This window comes from Neoroseomonas oryzicola, from assembly GCF_012163135.1.
In the GTDB taxonomy this organism is placed as follows: Bacteria; Pseudomonadota; Alphaproteobacteria; order Acetobacterales; family Acetobacteraceae; genus Neoroseomonas; species Neoroseomonas oryzicola.
This window is the reverse complement of record NZ_JAAVUP010000007.1, coordinates 22,689-45,137: the sequence shown is the minus strand read 5'-3', so window position 1 is coordinate 45,137 and position 22,449 is coordinate 22,689. Positions and strand designations below refer to the sequence as shown.

Annotated in this window: 14 protein-coding genes; 10 read left to right on the top strand and 4 right to left on the bottom strand. The window is 71.4% G+C overall.

Going from position 1 to position 22,449, the window contains the following annotated elements; translation table 11 throughout:
• Positions 1-68 precede the first annotated feature (68 nt).
• From GWK15_RS18965 to cysG, 9 genes are read left to right on the top strand one after another with little or no spacing between them, the layout of a single operon-like run.
• On the top strand, positions 69-1,181 hold the full coding sequence (locus GWK15_RS18965) for an ABC transporter substrate-binding protein (protein WP_168042952.1): 1,113 nt from the start codon (positions 69-71) through the stop codon (positions 1,179-1,181).
• Positions 1,178-2,452: a CmpA/NrtA family ABC transporter substrate-binding protein gene (locus tag GWK15_RS18960; protein ID WP_168042951.1), complete on the top strand. Its 1,275-nt coding sequence runs from the start codon at positions 1,178-1,180 to the stop codon at positions 2,450-2,452. Before GWK15_RS18965 ends, GWK15_RS18960 begins: the two co-directional genes overlap by 4 nt.
• 3 nt (positions 2,453-2,455) lie before the next feature.
• Positions 2,456-3,337 (top strand): nitrate ABC transporter permease, encoded by an 882-nt coding sequence (gene ntrB, locus GWK15_RS18955; protein ID WP_168042950.1) that lies wholly within the window; start codon positions 2,456-2,458, stop codon positions 3,335-3,337.
• Positions 3,338-3,348: 11 nt separating this feature from the next.
• Positions 3,349-4,140, top strand: a complete 792-nt coding sequence (locus tag GWK15_RS18950; protein ID WP_168042949.1) for an ABC transporter ATP-binding protein — start codon at positions 3,349-3,351, stop codon at positions 4,138-4,140.
• A gap of 2 nt (positions 4,141-4,142) precedes the next feature.
• On the top strand, positions 4,143-5,336 hold the full coding sequence (locus tag GWK15_RS18945; RefSeq protein ID WP_168042948.1) for an FAD-dependent oxidoreductase: 1,194 nt from the start codon (positions 4,143-4,145) through the stop codon (positions 5,334-5,336).
• Positions 5,336-7,066, top strand: a complete 1,731-nt coding sequence (locus tag GWK15_RS18940) for a NirA family protein (RefSeq protein WP_168042947.1) — start codon at positions 5,336-5,338, stop codon at positions 7,064-7,066. Before GWK15_RS18945 ends, GWK15_RS18940 begins: the two co-directional genes overlap by 1 nt.
• Entirely contained in the window at positions 7,063-8,628 is a 1,566-nt protein-coding gene (locus GWK15_RS18935) for a sulfite reductase subunit alpha (protein ID WP_168042946.1), read from the top strand. Before GWK15_RS18940 ends, GWK15_RS18935 begins: the two co-directional genes overlap by 4 nt.
• A complete protein-coding gene (locus GWK15_RS18930; RefSeq protein WP_168042945.1) occupies positions 8,628-11,243 on the top strand; it encodes a nitrate reductase in 2,616 nt (871 codons plus the stop codon). Before GWK15_RS18935 ends, GWK15_RS18930 begins: the two co-directional genes overlap by 1 nt.
• A 2-nt stretch (positions 11,244-11,245) precedes the next feature.
• On the top strand, positions 11,246-12,670 hold the full coding sequence (cysG, locus tag GWK15_RS18925; RefSeq protein ID WP_168042944.1) for a siroheme synthase CysG: 1,425 nt from the start codon (positions 11,246-11,248) through the stop codon (positions 12,668-12,670).
• Here cysG and GWK15_RS18920 read toward each other — a convergent pair.
• The 4 genes from GWK15_RS18920 to GWK15_RS18905 are packed head-to-tail and all read right to left on the bottom strand — an operon-like array spanning position 12,580 to position 21,760.
• A complete protein-coding gene (locus GWK15_RS18920; RefSeq protein WP_168042943.1) occupies positions 12,580-15,693 on the bottom strand; it encodes an efflux RND transporter permease subunit in 3,114 nt (1,037 codons plus the stop codon). The two genes, cysG and GWK15_RS18920, sit on opposite strands and share 91 nt — an antisense overlap.
• Before the next feature lie 4 nt (positions 15,694-15,697).
• A complete protein-coding gene (locus GWK15_RS18915; protein WP_168042942.1) occupies positions 15,698-18,832 on the bottom strand; it encodes an efflux RND transporter permease subunit in 3,135 nt (1,044 codons plus the stop codon).
• Between the two features lie 10 nt (positions 18,833-18,842).
• A complete protein-coding gene (locus GWK15_RS18910) occupies positions 18,843-20,195 on the bottom strand; it encodes an efflux RND transporter periplasmic adaptor subunit (protein WP_168042941.1) in 1,353 nt (450 codons plus the stop codon).
• Positions 20,192-21,760 carry an efflux transporter outer membrane subunit gene (locus GWK15_RS18905; protein WP_338147286.1) on the bottom strand — a complete coding sequence of 523 codons (1,569 nt, stop codon included), beginning with the start codon at positions 21,758-21,760 and terminating at the stop codon, positions 20,192-20,194. Before GWK15_RS18905 ends, GWK15_RS18910 begins: the two co-directional genes overlap by 4 nt.
• Before the next feature lie 193 nt (positions 21,761-21,953).
• Here GWK15_RS18905 and GWK15_RS18900 point away from each other — a divergent pair, with 193 nt between their 5' ends.
• A complete protein-coding gene (locus tag GWK15_RS18900) occupies positions 21,954-22,424 on the top strand; it encodes a PTS sugar transporter subunit IIA (protein WP_168042940.1) in 471 nt (156 codons plus the stop codon).
• The last annotated feature ends 25 nt before the right edge of the window (positions 22,425-22,449 follow it).

Sequence of the window (22,449 nt, the reverse complement as noted above, 5' to 3'; positions counted from 1 at the left end):
CGATTCTGTCGCGGTCCAATGGCGGTCCGCTCCCGGGGCACATTTGCGCCCGGGTGGAGCACCGCCACGTGCCACCGCGTCCCATCGCCGGCGAGCGCCCCTACAGGATCGGCTTCGTGCCGCTGACCGATGCGGCCCCTCTCGTGGTCGCCGATGCTTTGGGCCTGTTCGCCCGGCATGGGGTGCCCACCGTCCTCTCGGCCGAGGCCGGCTGGGCCGCGCTGCGCGACAAGCTCGCCTTCGGGGCGCTCGACGCCGCGCAGTTCCTCGGGCCGCTCGCCATCGCGCTTGCGACCGGCGCGGGCGGGCTGCGCCGCCGCGTCACCGTCACGGCCGGGCTGGCGCGCAACGGCAACACCTTCGTCATCTCTCCAGCCCTCGCGGCCGCGGTCGGCCCCTTCGACCGGCCGCTCGATCCCCTGCGCTTCGCCGAGGCCCTGCACGCACGGGCCGAGGAGGGCATGCCGCCGCCCACCATCGCGGTGGTCTTTCCCTTCTCCTCGCACAACTACCTGCTGCGCCACTGGCTCGCCGCCGGCGGCCTCGATCCCGACCATGACGTCCGCCTGGTGGTGGTGCCACCCCCGCGCATGGCGCGCGCCCTCGCCGAAGGCGCGATCGAGGGGTTCTGCGTCGGCGAGCCCTGGGGAAGCCATACCGCGGCCTGCGGCACCGGCCAGATCGTGCTCGCGAGCGGCGACATCTGGCGCGACCACCCCGAGAAGGTGCTCGCCTTCGGCGAGGGCGTGGCCGAGCGCGACGAGGCCGCGGCCGTCGCCCTGACGGCGGCGGTCATCGAGGCGTCCCAATGGCTGGAGGATCCGGCGAACCGCCCCGCCGCCGCGCGCATCCTGCAGGATCGCGCCTTCCCGGAACTGCCGCTGTCGACCATCGCCGCGGTGCTTGACGGTCGTGTTGCCGCGCCGGCGGGCCAGGCAGCGCTGCCGCTCGCGACGCCAATCCGCTTCCTCGCGGCCTCGCGGCCCCAGCGTGACGAGGCCGCGGCCTGGCTCGCGGCCATGCGCCGCTGGGGCCACGCGACGGGGACGGAGGCCGAGGCCCTCGCCCCTTGGCGCGCGGATCTTTGGGACCGCGCCGCCGCCACCGTCTCGCCGCCGCCGGTCCGCGGCGCGGCCGCCCCCTCACCCCTTCTTTCCACCACGCCGGAGCCCGACGCATGACCATGCAATCCGTCCGCCGCCGCGACGCCATCGCCGCGACCGCAGCTCTGCTCGCCGCAGCCCGCGCCACGGCTCCGCGCGGGGCCTTCGCGCAGGGCTCGACCACGCCGGAAGTGCGCAAGGCCGTCCTCGGCTACATCGCGCTGACCGACGCCGCGCCGCTGATCATCGCCAAGGAGAAGGGCTTCTTCGCGAAGCATGGAATGCCGGACGTGGAGGTCGCCAAGCAGGCCTCCTGGGGTGCCACGCGCGACAACCTGGTGCTGGGCGGGGAGCGCGGCGGGATCGACGGCGCGCACATCCTCACGCCCATGCCCTACCTGATCCATACCGGACGGGTGACGCAGAACAACCAGCCGGTGCCGATGGCGATCGTCGCGCGGCTGAACACCAACGGCCAGGCGATCTCGGTCGCCGAGAAGCACAAGCCGCTCGGCGCGCAACTCGACGCATCACCGCTCAAGCGGGTCCTGAACAGCGACAGCAAGGTCGCGATGACCTTCCGGGGCGGGACCCACGACCTGTGGATCCGCTACTGGCTCGCCGCCGCCGGCATCGATCCTGACAAGGACGTGCAGACCATCGTGGTGCCGCCGCCGCAGATGGTGGCGAACATGCGCGTCGGGACGATGGACGCCTTCTGCGTCGGCGAGCCCTGGAACGCGCAGCTGATCAACCAGCGGCTGGGCTACTCCGCGCTCGTCACCGGGCAGCTATGGCACAACCACCCGGAGAAGTCCTTCGGCCTGCGCGGCGCCTTCGTGCAGCAGAACCCGCGCGCCACCGAGGCGCTCACGGCTGCGACGATCGAGGCCGCCCGCTGGTGCGACACGCCGGCGAACCATGTCGAGCTCGCGCAGATTCTCGGCCGCCGGGCCTGGTTCAACGTGCCGCCCACCGACATCCAGGGCCGCATCCAGGGTATCATCGACTTCGGCGACGGGCGGACGGTCACGAACCCCGACATCGCCATGAAGTTCTGGCGCGACCACGCCTCCTATCCCTTCCGGTCCCATGACCTCTGGTTCCTCACCGAGGACATCCGCTGGGGCGTGCTGCCGGAGGACATCGACACCGCCAAGCTGATCGGCGAGGTGAACCGCGAAGACATCTGGCGCGCCGCCGCCGCGCGCGCGGGCGTGCCGAATGCAGAGACCCCGACCGGCACCTCGCGCGGCCGGGAGACCTTCTTCGACGGCAAGGTGTTCGATCCCGAGAACCCCCGCGCCTGGCTCGAGAGCCAGGCGATCAAGAAGCTCGGGGCGGCCTGATCCATGAACGCGATCACGCCCCCGGCCGGCGCCGCCGAGGTCGGCAGTTCCGCGCCTGCCGCGACGCAGCGCCGGCCGACGCTGACGGATCGGCTGCGCCCGCATGTGCAGCACGCACTGGCGGTCGTCATCCCCCCGGCACTGCTGCTTCTCGCCCTTCTCGGCCTGTGGGAATGGGCGGCGAGCGGCCCGGCCGCGACGCTGCCGCCACCGTCGAAGGTCTGGGCGGATTCGAGCGAGCTGATCCTCAACCCCTTCTATGACCGGGGCGGGCTCGACAAGGGACTCGGCCTGCATCTCGCCGCCAGCCTGCAGCGCGTGGCGATCGGCTTTCTGTTGTCGGCCGTCGCCGGCGTCGCCCTCGGCATGCTGGTCGGCTCCTCGCGCGTCGCAATGCGTGCGCTAGATCCGCTGTTCCAGGTGCTGCGCACCGTGCCGCCGCTCGCCTGGCTGCCCCTGTCCCTCGCGGCGTTCCGCGAGGCGCAGCCCAGCGCGATCTTCGTCATCTTCATCACCGCGGTCTGGCCGATCATCATCAACACCGCGGTCGGCGTGCGGAACGTGCCGCAGGACTACCGCAACGTCGCGCGCGTCATTCGCCTGTCCCCCATCGACTGGTTCCTGCGCATCGTCGTCCCCGCCGCCGCACCCTACATCTTCACCGGCCTGCGGATTGGCGTCGGCCTCTCGTGGCTCGCGATCATCGCGGCCGAGATGCTGATCGGCGGGGTGGGGATCGGCTTCTTCGTCTGGGATGCGTGGAACTCCTCCAACCTCTCGGACATCATAGTGGCGCTGGTCTACATCGGGGTCGTGGGCTTCCTGCTCGACCGCGCCATGGCGCTCATCGGCCGCGCCGTCACGCGCGGCACCAGCGAGCAGTGAGGGACACCGCCATGGATCGCGCCTTCCTCGAGATCAGCCGTGTCGTCGTCCGCTTCAATCCCGGCGCGCCGCCGGTGCTGAACGGCGTCGACCTCAAGGTGAAGCAGGGCGAGTACATCGCCGTGATCGGCCATTCGGGCTGCGGCAAGTCGACGCTGCTCAACGTCGTCGCGGGGCTTCTCCCGGCCACGCTCGGCGGCGTCGTATTGGAAGGCAGCGAGGTGACGGAACCCGGCCCCGACCGCGCCGTGGTGTTCCAGAACCATTCTCTGCTGCCCTGGCTGACCGTCTACGAGAATGTCCGCCTCGCGGTGGACCGGACCGTCGGGCGGTCCATGTCGCGCGCCGAACGCGACGCCTGGACGCGCGAGAACCTCGCCCTGGTCCGCATGGCCGACCATGCGCAGAAGCGGCCGCACGAGATTTCGGGCGGCATGAAGCAGCGTGTCGGGATCGCGCGCGCGCTGTCGATGCGGCCCAAGGTGCTGCTGCTGGATGAGCCCTTCGGCGCGCTCGACGCCCTCACCCGCGCACACCTCCAGGACCAGGTGATGGATATCCATGCGCGACTCGGCACCACCGTCATGATGATCACGCATGACGTGGACGAGGCGGTGCTGCTGTCCGACCGGATCGTGATGATGACGAACGGTCCGGCGGCGACGATCGGGGAGGTCCTCGATGTCGAGCTGCCACGTCCGCGCGACCGGCTGGCGCTGGCCTCCGATCCTCGCTTCCTTGCCGCGCGGGAGGCGGTGCTGCGCTTTCTGCACGAGCGCCACGCCCTGCCCACCGCGGCCTGACCGTGCGCGTCCTTGTCATCGGCGCGGGACCTGCGGGTACGCGCTGCGCGGAACGTGCGGCGGCGGCGGGGATGTCCGTCACCCTGTGCGGCGCTGAACCTGCGTTGCCCTACGACCGCGTTGCCCTGGGGAAGGTGCTGTCGGGGCAGGCGGACCCGCCCGCGCTGATCAGCCACGATGCGGCCCGGCTGTGCCACGCCGGCATCACGTACCGCCCCGCCACGCGGATCACGGCGCTCGATGTCGCCAGTCGCACCGCGACCACCGCGCGGGGCGAAACCCTGCCCTTCGACAGAGCCGTGATCGCAACGGGATCCGACGCGCTCCGGCTGCCCCTGCCGGGGGCCGACCTGCCCGGAGTGCATGTCTACCGTTCGATCGGCGACGTGCTCGCGCTGCGGCGCTCTGTCACGACGGGAACGCGCGTCGCCGTCATCGGCGGCGGGCTGCTGGGCCTCGAAGCCGCAGCCTGCCTGTCTCAGCGCGGCGCGCGCGTGACGGTCGTGCACGCCGTCGGCTGGCCGATGGAACGCCAGCTCGATCCCGCCGCCGGGGCACTGCTCGCCAAGCAGCTGGGCGCGGCGCGGCGTCTCTCCTTCGCCATGCCCGCAAAGTCGGAGGCGATCGAGGGCGAGACGCATGTGCGTGCTCTGCGCCTGGCGGACGGTAGGCGCCTGCCATGCGACCTCGTGGTCATGGCCGTCGGTGTGCGGCCCTCGATCGCGCTCGCCCGCGCGGCGGGGCTGGATGTCGCACGGGGCATCGTCGTCGACGACGCGATGCGCAGCAGCGCGCCCGAGATTCTCGCCATCGGCGAATGCGCCGAGCATCGCGGCGTCGTCTGTGGCCTGGTCGCCCCAGCGCTCGCCATGGCCGAGACGGCCGCCGCAACGCTGCGAGGCGAGGCCGCGACCTATGCCCCGCGCCCCGACACGGCGGCGCTGAAGGTCTCGGGAATCGACGTCTGGTCGGCGGGCGAGATCGAACCGGCGGATGCCGAGGCGATCACCCTCTCGGACACCTCCGCCGGGCGGTATCGCCGGCTCTGGCTGCGCGGCGGGCGGCTGATCGGCGCCGTGCTCTACGGCGATACGGCCGACGCACCCTTCTACCTCTCGCTGATGGCCGATGGCCGCGACGTCGGGGCGATCCGCGCCATGCTGCCCTTCGGCCTCGCCTTCCAGGACGCTGCGTGATGACCGACGCCCCCTTCAGCGCCGAGCAGCAGGAGTACCTCAAGGGCTTCATGGCCGGGGTCGAGGCCCGGCGCGGCAGCATCCTGCCCGCCGGCGAGGGCGGCGGCCCGCCCGATGCGCTGCGCGCCGCGCAGGATGCGACCATCGCGCGCGGCGGCAAGCTGGTGCCGCAGGAGGAAGCGAAGCGCGCAAGACACCCGCTGGACCGCTGGGATGAACTCACCGCGCGGGCGGCCGACGGAAAGTTCCCCAAGCCGATCGACGACTTCATCGGCCGCTATCACGGGCTGTTCTTCGTCGGCCCGACGCAGGACGCCTTCATGTGCCGGCTGCGCATCCCGGGCGGCATCCTCGCCGCGCACCAGCTGGAGGCCATCGCCCGCATCGCCGAGGACTGCGCCGGTGGCTATGCCGACGTCACGACGCGCGCGAACCTGCAGCTGCGGGAGATCCCGGCGGCGAAGGGCCCGGAGGTGGTGATGCGCCTCGGCGACATCGGCCTGCTGCCGCGCGGCACAGGCGCCGACAACATCCGCAACATCACCGCAAGCCCGACGGCGGGGATCGACGCGCAGGAGCTTATCGACACGCGCCCGCTGGTGCGCGCGCTGCATCACCACATCCTGCACACGCGCGATCTCTTCGCCCTGCCGCGCAAGTTCAACATCTCGATCGCCGGCGGCGGCGCCGTCGAGGTGCTGCAGGAGACCAACGACATCAGCCTCTCGGCCGTGGAGACCGTGGCCGGGCTACGCTTCCGCCTGACGCTCGGCGGCATCACCGGCCATCGCGATTTCGCCCGCGGCACCGGGGTGGTGGTGACGGAAGCGGACGTCGTCGCCGTGTGCGACGCGATCCTGCGCGTCTTCATCGCCGAGGGTGATCGCACCGACCGCAAGACCGCGCGGCTGAAATACGTCCTCGACCGGATGGGCATCGAGGCCTTCCTCGGCCTGGTCGAACAGCGCCTCGGCCGCCCGCTCGAACGCCTTGCCGAAGACGCCATCCGCACGCCACCGCCGCCCGCCAAGCATGGGCATGTCGGCGTGCATGCGCAGAAGCAGACAGGGCTCTTCTACATCGGCGTCGTCACGCCGCTCGGACGGCTGACGGTCGCGCAGCTCGATGGCCTCGCGGCGGTCGCGCGGCGCTTCGGCAGCGGCACAATCCGGCTGACTGTGTGGCAGAACCTGCTGATCAGCGACGTGCCGGAGGAACGGCTACCGGATGCGCTGGCCGCCATCGCCGCGCTCGGCCTGACGCATGAGGCGAGCGCGCTGCGCGGCGGCCTCGTTGCCTGTACCGGCAATGCGGGCTGCAAGTTCGCGGCGAGCAACACCAAGCGCCACGCCGCCCAGCTCGCCGATTTCCTCGAGGAGCGAATCGCGGTCGACATGCCGGTGAACATCCACCTCACCGGCTGCCACCATTCCTGCGCGCAGCACTACATCGCCGATATCGGCCTGCTCGGCGCCAAGGTCGAACGCGGCGACGACCTGGTCGAGGGCTACGACCTGCATGTCGGCGGCGGCGCCGGCCCCGAGCAGAGGATCGGCCGCCTGATCCGCCCGAAGGTTGCGCATGACGAGCTGGGCCAGGCCGTCCTCGGCCTGCTCCGGGGCTGGATGGCATCGCGGTCGGCCGGCGAGACCTTCCACCTGTTCTGCGCGCGCCAGGAGGACACGGCCCTCGCCGCCCTCACCGCCACGGCCCCGGAGGACGCGGCATGAACGCCGTCATCCCGCCGGCCTTCCCGGGTCCGCCGCCGACGCCTCTGATCCCGGACAGTGCGCCCTTCTCACCGGCGCAGCGCGCCTGGCTGAACGGCTTCCTCGCGGGCCTCTATGGTGGTGCGGCCACGGCGGCCGGATCATCGATCGCAGCGATGCCGGCGCCGGCGGCGGAAGACTTCCCCTGGCACGATCCGGCGCTGGATCTCGAGGAACGGCTTCGCCTCGCGGAGGGTCACGCGCTGCCGCGACGGCTGATGGCGGCGATGGCGCAGCTCGATTGCGGCCAGTGCGGCTATGTCTGCCAAACCTATGCGGAGGCGCTGGCGAACGGCGCCGAGGCCTCGGCCGCGCTCTGCGTGCCGGGCGCGAAGGCGACGCAGAAGGCGCTCAAGGCGATTCTGGCGGAAGCCCCCGCGGCACCCGCGCCAGTGGCGGCACCTGCCGCGGCGAAGCCGCGTGGCGTGCCGGTGCGCGTCCTGTCTGCGACGCGGCTGACTGCGGCCGGGTCGGAGAAGGACGTGCGCCATGTCGTCATAGACCTGGAAGGCAGCGGATTGACCTATGAGCCGGGGGACAGCCTCTCCCTCGCCTGTCTAAACGATCCCGCGCTGGTCGAAGCGGTCATCGCCGCGCTGCACGCCGATGCCGGTGCGCCGGTGCGCGCCGGCGGGGCCGAGATCCCGCTCCGCACGGCGCTGACCGAGGCACTCGACATCGCCCGACCGCTCGACCGCACGCTCGACCTGCTCGCCGGCGCCGCGGCACACGCGCCCCATGCCGCCGCGCTCCGCGCCCTGGCCGATGGCGACGACGGGGCAGAACCTGATGCGGCGGACCTGCTGGACCTGCTGCAGGCGTTTCCGTCCGCGCGGCCGCCACTGCAGGCGCTGCTCGACAGCCTGCCGGCACTGAAGCCGCGGCTGTATTCGATCGCCTCCTCGCCCCTCGCGGCGCCGGGGCGGGTCGAGCTCTGCGTTGGCGTGGTGCGGGAGACACGGCGCGGGCGGCCGCGCGACGGCGTCGCTTCCTGCCACCTCGCCTTCCGGGCCCGGCCCGAGACGCCGCTGCGCGGCGGCATCCAGGTCAGCCATTTCCGCCTGCCCGCCGACCCTGTGACGCCGGTGATCATGGTCGGGCCCGGCACGGGAATCGCGCCCTTCCGCGCCTTTCTCCAGCATCGTGCCGCACGCGGGGAAGGTGGTCGTTCCTGGCTGTTCTTCGGGGATCGCCGCAGCGCGACCGACTTCCTGTTCCACGACGAGATCGAGGCCTGGCGGAAGGGCGGGACATTGTCGCGCCTATCGCTGGCCTGGAGCCGCGACGGCACCCGCAAGGACTACGTCCAGCACCGCATGGCCGAGGAGGCCGCGGACCTCTGGCGCTGGCTGCAGGACGGCGCGCATTTCTACGTCTGTGGCGATGCGTCCCGCATGGCGAAGGACGTCGATGCGGCGCTGCGCGGCGTGGCGCAGTCCGAAGGCGGCATGTCCGCCGACCAGGCGCGGGACTGGATCGTTGCCCTGGCGCGGCAGGGTCGCTACCAGCGGGACGTCTACTGATGGACGGATCGCTCGCGGCACGCACGGTCAGGACGACCTGCCCCTATTGCGGCGTCGGCTGCGGCATTCGGGCGACGCCGGACGGGCGCGGCGGCGCGGCGATCGAAGGCGACACAGATCATCCCGCCAACCATGGCCGGCTTTGCAGCAAGGGCGCGGCGCTCGGCGAGACCATCGGCCTGGCGGATCGTCTGCTGCATCCGGAAGTGGGCGGGAAGCGCGCATCCTGGGATGCGGCGCTGGACGCGGTCGCGGAAGGCTTTGCCCGCGCGCTTGAACGGCTCGGGCCGGACGGCGTCGCGCTCTACGTCTCGGGCCAGTTGCTCACCGAGGACTATTACGCCGCAAACAAGTTCGCGAAGGGCGTGCTCGGCACGGGCAATATCGACAGCAACTCGCGGCTCTGCATGGCCTCCGCCGTCGCGGCGCATCGCCGCGCCTTCGGCGAGGATGTGGTGCCCGGGGTCTATGAGGATCTCGAGCAGGCGGATCTGCTGGTTCTGGTGGGTTCGAACCTCGCCTGGTGCCACCCGGTGTTGTTCCAGCGCGTGATGGCGGCGAAAGTCGCGCGGCCAGAGATGCGGATCGTCGTGATCGACCCGCGACGCACCGCGACCTGCGAGGGTGCGGACACGCACCTCGCGATCGCGCCGGCGAGCGATGTCGCGCTCTTCGCCGCGCTGCTGGCGCATCTCGAAGTCGCGGGGCTCGGCGATGCAGGGCGTCTCGAAGGCGCCGATGCCGCCCTGGCCGCGGCGCGTGCGATCGCACCGGACGCCCCGGTGCTGACGGGCCTCCCGGCCGAGGAGATCGCCGCCTTCTGCGCGCTATGGGCTGCGACGCCACGCGTTGTCACGCTCTGGAGCCAGGGCGTGAACCAGTCGAGCGCCGGCACCGACAAGGCCAATGCGATCATCAACGCGCATCTCTACACGGGGCGCATCGGCCGGCCTGGCATGGGGCCCTTCAGCGTCACCGGGCAGCCCAACGCCATGGGGGGGCGGGAGACGGGTGCGCTCGCGAACATGCTCGCAGGGCATCTCGACTGGGAACGCCCTGGCGAGCATGCCGCGCTCGCGTCCTTCTGGGGCTTGCCGCGGCTCGCGACGAAGTCGGGCCTCAAGGCCGTCGACCTGTTCCGCCGTCTCGGCGACGGCGGGATCGGCGCCTTGTGGGTGATGGCGACCAACCCGGCGGTGTCGCTGCCCGAGGGCGATGCGGTGCGCGGCGCGCTCGCCGCCGCGCCCTTCCTTGTCGTCTCGGACACCACGCAGCGTTCCGACACGGCTGCCTTCGCGCATATCCGCCTGCCCGCGCTGGCCTGGGGCGAGAAGGACGGCACCGTCACCAACAGCGAGCGGATGATCAGCCGCCAGCGCGCCTTCCTTCCCGCGCCCGGCGAAGCACGACCGGATTGGTGGGCGGTCGCGCAGGTGGCGCGGCGCCTCGGGCATGGCGACGCCTTCGCCTGGCGCGATCCCTCGGCGATCTTCCGCGAGCACGCGACGGTGACCGGGCTGGCACGACCGGCGCCGCGCGCCTTCGACATCTCGGGCCTCGCCGGCATGACGGAGGCCGACTACGCCGCCATGCGCCCGACGCGCTGGCCGGTGCCCGCCGGGGCGCCAAGCCGCGAGCGCTTCTTCGCCGATGGCGATGTCCCGGCAGGCCGCGCGCGGCTTGTTCCGATCCGCTTCCGCGCGCCGGACACGCAGCCGGACGCCGCGTTTCCGTTGCGCCTGCTGACTGGCCGGCTGCGCGACCAGTGGCACACCATGACGCGCACCGGCGGCGTGCCGCGCCTCATGGCCCATGCTCCGGAGCCGATGCTGACGCTGCACCCGGACGATCTTCCGGAATTGGTGGCAGGCACGCTGGTGAAGGCCGAGACGCCGACGGGATCCGCCGTGATGCGGCTGGCACGCGATGCGGGGCAGCGCCGCGGCACGGCCTTCGTGCCGATGCATTGGACAGCGCAGTTCGCCCCCGCGGCGCGCATCAACGCCGCGCTGATCGCCGCGACGGATCCCGTGAGCGGACAGCCGGAACTGAAGCACAGCCCGCTGCGCGTCGTGCACTACGCCGCGCATTGGCATGGCTTCCTGATCGGTCCCCAACGCCTCGATGCCGATATCGCCGCCTGGTGCGCCGCCATGCCCGTCGAGGGCGGCGGCTGGCGCCACGAGCTCGCAGGCGAGGAGCCGCCGGCGGAAGCCTTCGCGCGGCTGCGCGGCCTGCTGCCGGCCGAGGAATGGGTGATGCTCGAGGACCCCGCCGCGGGCATCTTCCGCGCCGCGGCGCTCGCGGGCGGAACGCTCGTCGGCGCGGTCGCTGTCGCACCGGAACCCCGGCTGCCGCCGCGCGCCTGGCTCGCGGCCCTCATGACCTCGGGCGTCCTGGCGCCCGAGGATCGCGCCGCGCTGTTGGTGGGGCGTCGCGCCGGGGGACCTCCACCCTCTCCGGTGATCTGCGCCTGCCACGCCGTCACGGAAGCCGTCATCGCCGCGTGCGGCGCAAACGACCTGGACGGTGTTGGCAAGGCGACGGGCGCGGGCACCGGATGCGGATCCTGCAGGCCGGAGATCGCACGGCTGCTGACGCGGGAGACCGCCTGACGATGCGCCACTTCCCGGCCTTCCTCGACCTGCGCGATCGCAAGGTGCTGGTCCTCGGCGATGGCGAGGTCGCGGAGCGCAAGGCGGCGCCGCTGGCGGCCGCGGGGGCGGAGATCCGGCACGCCAATACGTTCCGGCCGGATCTGCTCGACGGCATCGTGCTGGCCATCGGCGCGGATGCCGCCGAGGACCAGCTGCGCGCGCTGTCCGACGCGGCGCAGGCACGCGGCATTCCGGTCAATGTGGTGGATCGGCCGGAGCTTTGCTCCTTCATCATGCCCGCCATCATCGACCGCGATCCCGTCACCGTCGCGGTGTCGACAGGCGGCGCCGCACCGGTCCTCGCCCGCATGGTGCGCCAGAGGATCGAGGCGATCCTTCCGCCCACCCTCGGCGCCGTCGCGTCCCTGGCCGGTCGTCTGAGCACCCTGGTGCGACGTCGCCTGCCCGACATTTCGGCGCGGCGTCGATTCCTCGAACGCGCCCTCGCCGGCACGCCGGCCGACCTCGCCCTCGCCGGCCGCGCGGAGGACGCGGAGCTCGCTTTCCGCCGCGCGCTCGACGACGCCTCGGCGACGCCGGTCGGGATGGTCTTCCTGGTCGGTGCCGGGCCGGGCGCGGCGGACCTGTTGACCCTCCGAGCGCTGCGGCTGATGGGCGAAGCCGACGTCATCGTGCATGACCGCCTGGTGAGCGAGGAGGTGCTGAGCCTCGCACGCCGCGACGCCGCGCGGATCTATGTCGGCAAGCAACGCGCCCATCACTGCCTGCCGCAGGGCGAGATCAACGCCCTGCTCGTGCGCCTGGCGCGCGAGGGCAAGCGCGTCGTGCGCCTCAAGGGCGGCGATCCCTTCGTGTTCGGCCGCGGCGGCGAGGAAGCCGCCGCGCTCGCCGAGGCCGGGATCCCGCATGAGGTCGTGCCGGGCGTGACGGCCGCGCTCGCCTGCGCCGCGCAGACCGGCATTCCGCTAACGCATCGCGACGCATCCCGCGCTGTCACCTTCGTCACGGGCCATACCCGGGACGGGCGGCTCGACGTGGATTTCGAAGGCCTCGCGCGGCCCGGGCAGACGCTGGCGATCTACATGGGCCTGTCGACGCTGAGGGAACTCGAGGCGGGGCTGGTGCGCGCGGGCATGGATCCCTCGACGCCGGCGGCGATCGTGGAAGCGGGCGGAACGCCGCAGGCCCGATGGCTCGCCGGCAGCTTGGCTTCGATCGCCTCCGAAGGACCGGCCTGGGCCTCGACCGCGCCCGCGCTGGTGATCATCGGAGAGGTGGTCGCCCTCGGGCCGGAGGTGGCGCAACGTCGCATCGCGCAGGCATCGCCCGACGCCTATGCGCTCGGGACGCCGCCTTCCGCCGCACCCGAGAACCGGCGCAGCGGCCTGCGCCGCGCGGTCGCAAGCCGTTCCAGCGCCAGGTAGACCACCGGCGTCGTGTAGAGCGTCATCACCTGCGACACGATCATCCCGCCGATGATCGTGATGCCGAGCGGCGTGCGAAGCTCCGCGCCCGCGCCGCTCGCGAAGGCCAGCGGCACCGCGCCGAACAGCGCGGCGAGCGTCGTCATCAGGATCGGGCGGAAACGCTCGCGGCAGGCCTCGAGGATCGCGGCCATGCCGCCCTGCCCGCCCTCGCGCTCGTGCTCGAGCGCGAAGTCCACCATCATGATAGCGTTCTTCTTGACGATGCCCATCAGCAGGATGACCCCGATCAGGGCGATCAGCGTGAAGGACAATCCGGTCGCGAGCAGTGCCAGCAGCGCCCCGATCCCCGCCGTCGGCAGGGTGGAGATGATCGTCAACGGATGGATTAGGCTTTCGTAGAGCACGCCGAGCACGATGTAGATCGCCACCACCGCCGCCAGGATCAGCAGTGGCAGGCCCGACTGGAAGTTCTGGAAGGCGCGCGCGTTGCCGGCAAACTCGCCGCGGATCGTCGCCGGCATCTGGATGTCGAGCGCCGCCTGCTCGATCGCGGCGGCAGCCTCTCCGAGCGACACGCCGGGCGCGAGGTTGAAGGTGATCGTCGCCGCCGGGAACATGCCCTGATGGGTGATCTGGCGCGGGGAAATGGTCCGTTCGAGGCGCGCGACAGCGCCAAGCGGCACGGGCCCGTCGCGGCCGGCGAGGAAGATCCGGTCGAGATCCTCGGGCCGTTCGGTCAGCAGCGGATCGATCTCCATCACCACGCGGTACTGGTTGCGCAGGCGATAGATGGTCGAGACCTGGCGCTGCGCGAAGGCGTTGTTCAAGGCGGCGTCGAGGGCCTGCACCGAGATGCCGAGCCGCGCCGCTGCATCCCGGTCGATGACCAGGCGCGACACGAGACCCGTGCGCTGCTGGTCGCTCGAGACATCCTCCACCTGCGGCACGGTGCGCAATTGCTGAACGAGGCGTTCGCTCCAGGTGAAGAGGTCATCCAGGTCCGGCGTCAGCAGCACATACTGGTAGGAGGCGTTGCCCTGTCGCCCACCGATCACGATGTCGGAGACGGGGCGCATGAAGACCTGCACGCCAGTCACCGCGGCAAGCGGTCGGCGAAGGCGGTTGATGACGTCGTTGGCGGTGATCCCGGGTCGTCGACCCTGCGGCACCAACGTCAGCTGAAGCCGCACCGACGCAGAGGACCCAAAGAAGCCGCCACCGCCGACCGCGGCCGAGACGTTCTCCACGGCCGGATCGGCGCGGATCACCTCCATCACCCGCTGCTGGTAGGCGGTCATCTGCTGGAAGGAGGTGTCTGGCTGGGCCTGGGCGACGCCGAAGATCAGGCCGCTGTCCTGGTCCGGGAAGAACCCCTTGGGCACCACCGTGTAGAGCCACACGGTAAGGCCGACGAGCCCGATCGTCAGCGCCAGCATGGTCCGTCGCCAGCGCAGCGCGACCGTCAGGCTGCCGATGTACGCGTCGATCAGCCGGTTCATCCCGGCTTCGAAGACGCGACCGAAGCGGCCGGGCGTGCGGGGCTCGCGGCTCGCGAGATGGGCGGCGGCCATCGGCGTGACGGTCAGGGATATCAGCGCGGAAATGCCCACGGCGATCGACAGTGTCGCGGCGAATTCCCGCAGCATCCGCCCCACCAGCCCACCCATGAACAGCAGCGGGATGAACACCGCCACGAGGGATAGGCTGATCGAGACGACGGTGAAGCCGATCTGCTTCGCACCCTCGAGCGCCGCCTGCATGGGCTTCAGGCCGCGTTCGGTGTAGCGGGCCATGTTCTCGATCATGACGATGGCGTCGTCGACCACGAAGCCGACCGAGATGGTCAGGGCCATCAGCGTGAAGTTGTTGAGCGAGAAGCCGGCCAGCCACATGCAGCCTATCGTGCCGAGCAGCGACAGCGGCACCGCGATGCTGGCGGCGAAGATCGCCGACTTGCTGCGCAGGAAGGCCGCGACCACCAGCACCACGAGTGCAATCGAGATGAGCAGCGTGTGCTCGACCTCCTTCACGCTGGCGCGGATGGTCTGGGACCGATCGCGCATGATCGCGACGTCGATGCCGGCCGGCATCCAACGCTGGAGCTCGGGCAGCAGGGCGCGGATACCGTCCACCACCTCCAGCACATTCGCGTCGGCCTGCTTGTAGATGGTGACGATGACGGCCGGGCGGCCGTTGTAGAGGCCCGCCTGGCGACGGTCGCGCGCGCCCTGCTCGACGCGCGCGATGCCGTCCAGGCGCACCATCGCGTCGCCGGCGCGGCGGACGATGATGGCCCCGAACTCGTCCGGCGTTGTCAGTCGGTCATTGACCGAGATCGTCGCCGCCTGGTCCGGCCCGTCGATCAGGCCCGTCGCCTGGGTCACGTTGGCCGCGGTGATGGCGCTGCGGATCTGGTCGAGCGATATGCCCGCCGAGGCCGCCGCGGCCGGGTCCACCGCGACGCGGATCGCGGGCTGCTCGGCGCCGGCCAGGCTGACCTGGGCCGTGCCCGGCACCTGCGCGATACGCGGCGCGAGGATGCTGTCCGCCGCGTCGTAGATCACGCCGGGTGCCACGGTGTGCGAGGTCAGCGCCAGGATCAGCACCGGGGCGTCGGCCGGGTTCAGCTTCCGGAAGGATGGCGGCGCCGTCAGCCCCGACGGCAGGTCCGGCCCAGCGGCGTTGATCGCCGCCTGCACATCCCGTGCGGCCGAGGCGATCGACCGCGACAGGTCGAACTGCACGATGACGTTGGTGGTGCCGAGGCTCGAGGTCGAGGTGATCTCGGTGACGCCAGGAATCTCCCCAAGCCGCCGTTCCAGCGGCGCGGCAACCGAGGAGGCCATGATGGTCGGATCCGCCCCGGGCTGGCTCGCCGTCACTGCGATGGTCGGGAAATCCACCTTCGGCAGCGGCGCCACCGGCAGGTCGAAATAAGCGACGATCCCAGCCAGCGCGAGCCCGATCGCCAGCAGCGAGGTGCCGATGGGCCGCGCGATGAAGGGGGCGGAGATCGCCATCGCCCTATTCCGCCAGCTGCGCCCGCGTGGGATGGACCAAGGCGAAGATGCGCGCGCGCAGTTCTTCCAGCGCCAGGTAGATGACCGGCGTGGTGTAGAGCGTGATGACCTGGCTCAGCAGCAGCCCGCCGATCACGGAGATACCAAGCGGCAGGCGCAGCTCGCTGCCAGCGCCATGCCCCAGCACCAGCGGCACGGCGCCCAGGATCGCGGCCATGGTCGTCATCATGATGGGCCGGAAGCGCAGCAGGCAGGCCTCGGTGATCGCCTCGCGCGGAGCCATGCCGTGTTCGCGCTGCGCCTCGATGGCGAAGTCGATCATCATGATCGCGTTCTTCTTGACGATGCCCATCAGCAGCACGATGCCGATCAGCCCGACGACGTTGAGGTCGAGCCCGAACAGCTGCAGCGCCAGCAACGCCCCGATTCCGGCAGAGGGCAGCGTCGAGAGGATGGTGATCGGATGGATCACGCTCTCATAGAGCACGCCGAGCACGATGTAGATCACTACCACCGCGGCGAGGATCAGCCAGCCCTGCCCGGCCAGCGAGCGATTGAACTCCGCCGCGTCGCCGCCATAGCTGCCGACGATGGTGTCCGGCATGCCGAGGCCGCGCTCGGCCCGGGCGATAGCAGCTACCGCCTCGCCGAGCGACACGCCGGGGGCGAGGTTGAAGCTGAGCGTCACCGCTGGGAACTGGTCCTGCCGCGTGACCGTCAGCGGACCCGACACCCGGCTGATTGCCGCCAGCTCTGCAAGCGGCACCTGCGCCGTGCTGGTCGAGGTCGCACCGTTGACCGTCGTGCTGGTGCTGCCGGTGACGCGAATCTGGCCGATGATGGCCGGGTCGCCGGCGAGCGCGGGATCGACCTCCAGCACGACGCGATACTGATTGGCCTGTCCGTAGATGGTGCTGATCTGCCGTTGGCCGAAGGCGTTGTAGAGCGCATCGTCGATCGCCTGCATGGTCACGCCGAGCCGCGCAGCGCGGGCGCGGTCGACCTCGACGGACAGGCGCAGCCCGTCCTCACGCCGGTCGGTCGCGACGTCGCGCAGTTCCGGCAAGGCACGCAGCGCATCCAGCAGCCGCGGCGCCCAGGCCGTCAGCTCGGCGGCCGAGGAATCCATCAGCGTGTACTGGTATTGCGTGCTCGAGGTGCGGGTACCGATCTGGATGTCCTGCACGAGTTGCGGATAGGCGACGATGCCGGGCACCGCGGCGAGCTGCGGCGCCAGGCGGTCGATCACGGCCTGCGTATCGTCACGCCGTTGCTCGCGAGGCCGCAGCACCACGGTCAGCCGGCCGGTGTTCGCCGCCGGGTTGATCGTGCCGGCGCCGGCGACCGAGGCGACCGAGACGACCTCCGGGTCGCGCGCGATGATCTCGGAAACCTCGCGCTGCAGGGCGCTCATGCGGCGGAACGAGACATCCTGCGGCGCCTCGGTCGTGATGGTGATGATCCCGGTGTCCTGCAACGGCAGAAAGCCCTTGGGCATCACGACGTACAGCCACACCGTGCCGCCCAGGGTCGCCAGCGCCAGCAGGAGCATCAGCCCTTCCCGCCGCAGCGCCCAGCCGAGGGTGCGTGCATAGCCCCGGCGCATCGCCTCGAACCCGGCCTCGAAGGCGCGGTTGATCGCGCCGGGGCGCTCCTCCTCGGCCGGCCGCAGCAGGTAGCCGCACATCATCGGCGTCAGCGTCAGGGAAATCACCATCGACACCAGCACGGACACCGACAACACGATGGCGAACTCGCGGAACAACCGTCCGACCACGCCCTCCATGAACAGCAGCGGGATGAACACGGCGATCAGCGAGACGGTCAGGGAGACGATGGTGAAGCCGATCTGGCGCGCGCCCTCGAAGGCGGCCTCGAGCGGCTCCATGCCCTTCTCCACCAGGCGGACGACGTTCTCGATCATCACGATGGCGTCGTCGACGATGAAGCCGGTCGCGATGACCAGTGCCATGAGCGACAAGTTGTCGATGGTGAAGCCGCACAGCGCCATCACGCCGAAGGTGCCGAGGATCGACAACGGCAGCGCGATGCCGGGCACGATCGTCGCCCGCAGGGTGCGCAGGAACAGGAAGATCACCAGCACCACGAGCACGACCGCGATGACGAGCGTCAGCTGCACCTCGGCGACCGAGGCGCGGATCATCTCGGTCCGATCGGCGACTACCGACAGTCGCGTGCCCGCCGGCAGGGCGCGTTCCAGCGATTGCAGTTGCGCCCGCAGCGCGCCGACCGTCGCGACGATGTTCGCCCCCGGCTGGCGCTGCACGTCGACCAGGATCGCCGGACGGCCATTGTACCAGGCGGCGGTCAACGTGTTCTCGAGGTCCTCCACCGCCACGCCGACATCGCGAAGGCGCACCGGCGCGTCGCCGCGCCAGGCAATGATCACGTTCTCGAAGGCCGTCGGCGTGCTGATCTGGTCGTTCGCCATGACGGCGGAAGCCTGCTGTGGCCCATCCACCGAACCCTTCGGCCCGGCGACATTCGCGGCGGCGATCGCCGTACGCACGTCATCCAGGCCGATGTTGTAGGCCGCGAGCCGCCGCGGATCGACCTGCAGCCTTACCGCCGGGCGCATGTTGCCCTGCACCGCGACGCGCCCGACGCCGCCCACCTGCGCAAGTCGCTGCGCCAACAGCGTATCCACCGCATCCGACAGGCGCGCGACCGGCAGCGTATCCGAGGTGAGCGCCAGCGTCAGGATCGGCGGATCCGCCGGGTTCACCTTCGCATAGGTCGGCGGATACGGAAGGTTGGACGGCAGCGTGCCGCGCGCGGCATTGATCGCCGCCTGCACGTCCTGCGCCGCATCGTCGATGTCGCGGCCTAGGTTGAACTGCAGCGTGATGCGGCTGACGCCCGGCCCGCTCACCGAGACGATCTCGCTCAGCCCCGAGATCTGCGCCAATTGTCGTTCCAATGACGCCGTGACCAGCACCGCGACGGTGTCCGGAGACGCGCCCGGCAACTGTGTCGTCACCTGGATGGTCGGGAAGTCGACCTCGGGCAAAGAGGAGACAGGCAAGCGCAAGTAGCCGTAGAGCCCGGCCAACAGCATCGCCACCGCGAGCAGCGAGGTCGCGATGGGTCGCGCGATGAAGGGGCCGGAGATGTTCATCCGCGCGCCCTCACCGCGGCGGGCCGGGCGGCGCCCCCGGGGGTGGACCGCCGGGCGGCGCCTGGCGGCGGCGCTGCTGCGCGGCTCCGGCCGGCGGGCGGACCGGTTCGGCGACCTGCACCGCGGCGCCGGGCGTCAGGCGGAGCGCACCCGAGGTCACGACGCGTTCGCCCGGCCGCAGCCCGCGCTGCACGACCGCCTGGGCGCCCGAGATGATGCCGACCGCCAGCGGCCGCTGCTCGACCGTGTTCTCGGCCGTGACGACGAAGGCATAGGCGCCGTCGGGGCCGCGCTGCACCGCCACCAGCGGGATCGCCGTCACGCTGCGCAGCACCGCGACCTGCAGGCGGATGTTCACGAAAGCGCCGGGCCAGAGGCGCTGGTCCTCGTTGGGGAAGGTCGCCTTGAGCCGGATCGTGCCGGTCGCCGCATCCACCTGGTTGTCCACCGTCACCAGCGTCCCGACCGGGTTCGGCGGCACCGGCGTGCCTTCGGGGCGCGGGATCACGGGATCGGGCAGTCGGGCTTCCACCGGCACCGGGCCGGCCGCGATTGCCTGCATCACCTGCGGCAGCGCCTGCTGCGGCAGGGTGAAGGTCACGCTGATCGGGCGGATCTGGGTGATGGTGACGATGCCGCTCGAGCTGCTCTGCACGAGGTTGCCGATGTCGACCTGCCGCAGGCCGACGCGACCGTCGATCGGGGATCGGATGACGGTGTAGTCCAGCTGCACCTGCGCGTTGTCGATCGTCGCCTGGTCGAACTGCACCTGCGCCTCGAGCTGCGCAACCGCCGCACGCTGCGTATCGAGCGTCTGCTGCGAGGTGCCGTTGATGCGCATCAGTTGCTGGTAGCGCTGCAGGTCGAGCCGCGCATTGGCCAGCTGCGCCTCCCGCTGCGCCTTGGTGGCGACGGCCTGGTCGAGCGTCGCCTGGAAGGCCCGGGGATCGAGGCGCACCAGCACCTCGCCGGCACGGACGTCCTGGCCCTCGGTGAAGGCGATCTCGGTGATCCGGCCGGTGACCTGCGGCACCACGGTGATGGTGTTGAACGCCTGCACCGTGCCCAGCGCATCGAGGACGATCGGCACGTCGGTCACGATCGCCTCGGCGGCGCTGACCGGCACGGCGACACGCCCCCGCGGACCGCCGCCGGGGCCGAAGCCGGAGGGCGGCGTCGTGCTGGCGGCCGGCTGCGGCGCGGGCAGGAAGGGCAGCCAGCCCTGGCGCCAGGCGTACCACCCGCCGCCGGCGATCAGCGCGAGGAGGAACAGCCACGGCCAGAGGCGGCGCCGGCGCGGCGGGGATTCCGTCTCGACCGTCGTCGGGGCCTCGGGGCGGGGCGGCCGCGGCAGCTCGTTCATGGCGTCGGCCCGGCCATCGCCCGGCGCATGCTGTCGGCCGTCCAGCCGCCGCCGAGCGCGACGAACAGCGCCGCGGCGGCCTGCAGCCGCGCGGTCTGGGCCTGGACCAGCGCCAGGCGGGCGTTGAACAGCGTGGTCTGCGTGATGAGCACGGTCAGCAAATCGATGGTTCCGGCACGGAACTGCGCTTCCGACACATCATAGGCGCGTTGGGCCGCTTCCGCCCGCGCCGTCTGCAGGGCCACCAGTTCCGTGTTGCGCTGCAGCGCGGACAGACCCGTCTCGGTGTCCTGCAGCGCTGAAAGTATGGCCTGGCGGTAGTTCGCCAAGAGCTCGAGGCGCCGGGCGCGCGTCTGTTCGAGCTGGGCGCGCAGGGCGCCGCCGTCGAAGAGGGTCTGCGTCAGGCTCGCGGCAATGCCGTAGATCGTGGCGCCGGGCCGCAGCAGGGTCTGCAATGCGATGCTTTGCAGTCCGCCCTCTGCGGTCAGGGCGATGGTCGGGAACAGCGCCGCGCGGGCGGCGGTGACGTCGGCGCTCGCCGCGGCGAGGTTCGCCTCGGCCAGGCGGACATCCGGGCGGCGGGCCAGCACTTCGGAGGGGATGCCGGGTACGACATCGGGCACCCGAACGGCCGCGAGGCGGTGTCGCGCGATCGTTACCTCGGCCGGCGGCAGGCCGGCCAGGGTCGCCAGGGCGAATGTGTTGGCCTCGACCGTCTGGAGCAGGGGCGGCACCTGGGCACGCTGCTGTGCGACGACGGTTTCCTGCTGCGCCACGTCCAGTCCGGTCGCCGTCCCGACGGCGAGCCGCTGTCGCAGGATGGTCAGCGTACGTTCGGCGATGCGCAGGTTGTCCTGCTGGATCGCGAGTTGCTCCTGCGCGCCGAGCAGGTCGAACAGCGCCGCGGCGACCGCCGATTGCGTGGCGAGCGTGACGGTGCCGACGCCGAATTCCGCTGCGGAGACGCTGTCCCGCGCCGCCTGTTCCTGCGCGCGCAGCCCGCCCCAGAAGTCGATCTGGTAGCTCGCGCGCAGCGTCCCGCCATATTGCCGGCCGGAATTGGCGGGCGTGCCCGGCGTCGAGGAGGTGCCGCGGGTCCGCGCGATGGACGCATTCACGTCGACGAAGGGCAGCAGCTGGGCACCGGCGATGCGCAGGGCCGCGTCGGCCTGCTGAAGGCGCGCCACCGCGGCGGCGACATCGAAATTGCCGCCCATCGCATCGGCCATCAGCCGGTCGAGATCGGGCGTCTGGAAGCCGCCCCACCAAGCAGGATCGGGCGCGGCAGCCGGCGCCGACGCGCTGGCCGCGCCCACGAAGCGTTCGGGCGTGCGCAGGCCGGACTCGGCTGGCTCGATCGGCAGGGCGCAGCCGACAAGGGCCATGGCCACCAGCGCAACGCCGGGAGACACGGGCATGCGTCGCCGCTCGGGTCGAGGTCCTGGAAGAGCCGGCATTCCGGTGCGGTCTAGCCGCGAGCGAGCCACATGGGACAACTCTTTTCGCGTGACCGCGACGGGAGCGCCAGTGACGAAGCGAAACCAGGCGTCGGGCGCGAGCGGCACGAACGGGACGCCGCGTAGGATTGCAATTCATTAATCCGGTTGGTAGTCGCCTCGTCAGCGACATTATCCCGCGGGCCTCGGCGCCGGGCCGGCTTCCGGCGCGGTCCTCTGATCATCTGATCGCGGCCCGCCCGAACCCGAACGTGGAGACGCCGCACCGCCCAGCGCGCCGCGGCGCTTCCCGGAGGAGCGCATGGGCATCTCGGATCGGATCCCGACCGCGAACATCGTCCTGGACCTGAAGGCAGGCAGCAAGCGCAGCCTGCTGCAGACGCTCGCGGCCGAGGCCGCGCAGCGTCTCGGGCGCCCGGAAGCGGAGATCCTGGGCGCCCTGGAGGATCGCGAAGCCCTCGGCTCGACCGCGCTCGGCCGCGGCGTGGCGCTGCCGCACGCCCGGCTTCCCGGCGATGGCCGCCCCATCATGCTGTTCGCGCGGCTGCAGCGCCCGATCGACTACGAGGCGCGCGATGACGAGCCGGTCGACCTCGTCGTCCTCGTGCTCTGGCCCGAGGCCGAAGCAGACGGCTTCCTGCCGGCGCTGTCCGAGACCTGCCGCGCGCTGCGCGAACCGCAGGCGCTGCGCCAGCTTCGCAGCGCCGGTTCGGCCGAGGAGGCCGCCTCGGTGCTCAACCGCGCCGTGGAGCCCGAGGATGACGCGCCATGACGCCCGGAACCGGCGGCCGCGCCGC

Excerpts from the sequence above, each read along its gene's own strand:
- GWK15_RS18960 (WP_168042951.1), top strand. The coding sequence starts at position 1,178 with ATGACCATGCAATCCGTCCGCCGCCGCGACGCCATCGCCGCGACCGCA.
- ntrB (WP_168042950.1), top strand. The coding sequence starts at position 2,456 with ATGAACGCGATCACGCCCCCGGCCGGCGCCGCCGAGGTCGGCAGTTCC.
- GWK15_RS18950 (WP_168042949.1), top strand. The coding sequence starts at position 3,349 with ATGGATCGCGCCTTCCTCGAGATCAGCCGTGTCGTCGTCCGCTTCAAT.
- GWK15_RS18940 (WP_168042947.1), top strand. The coding sequence starts at position 5,336 with ATGACCGACGCCCCCTTCAGCGCCGAGCAGCAGGAGTACCTCAAGGGC.
- GWK15_RS18935 (WP_168042946.1), top strand. The coding sequence starts at position 7,063 with ATGAACGCCGTCATCCCGCCGGCCTTCCCGGGTCCGCCGCCGACGCCT.
- GWK15_RS18930 (WP_168042945.1), top strand. The coding sequence starts at position 8,628 with ATGGACGGATCGCTCGCGGCACGCACGGTCAGGACGACCTGCCCCTAT.
- cysG (WP_168042944.1), top strand. The coding sequence starts at position 11,246 with ATGCGCCACTTCCCGGCCTTCCTCGACCTGCGCGATCGCAAGGTGCTG.
- GWK15_RS18920 (WP_168042943.1), bottom strand. The coding sequence starts at position 15,693 with ATGGCGATCTCCGCCCCCTTCATCGCGCGGCCCATCGGCACCTCGCTG.
- GWK15_RS18915 (WP_168042942.1), bottom strand. The coding sequence starts at position 18,832 with ATGAACATCTCCGGCCCCTTCATCGCGCGACCCATCGCGACCTCGCTG.
- GWK15_RS18910 (WP_168042941.1), bottom strand. The coding sequence starts at position 20,195 with ATGAACGAGCTGCCGCGGCCGCCCCGCCCCGAGGCCCCGACGACGGTC.
- GWK15_RS18900 (WP_168042940.1), top strand. The coding sequence starts at position 21,954 with ATGGGCATCTCGGATCGGATCCCGACCGCGAACATCGTCCTGGACCTG.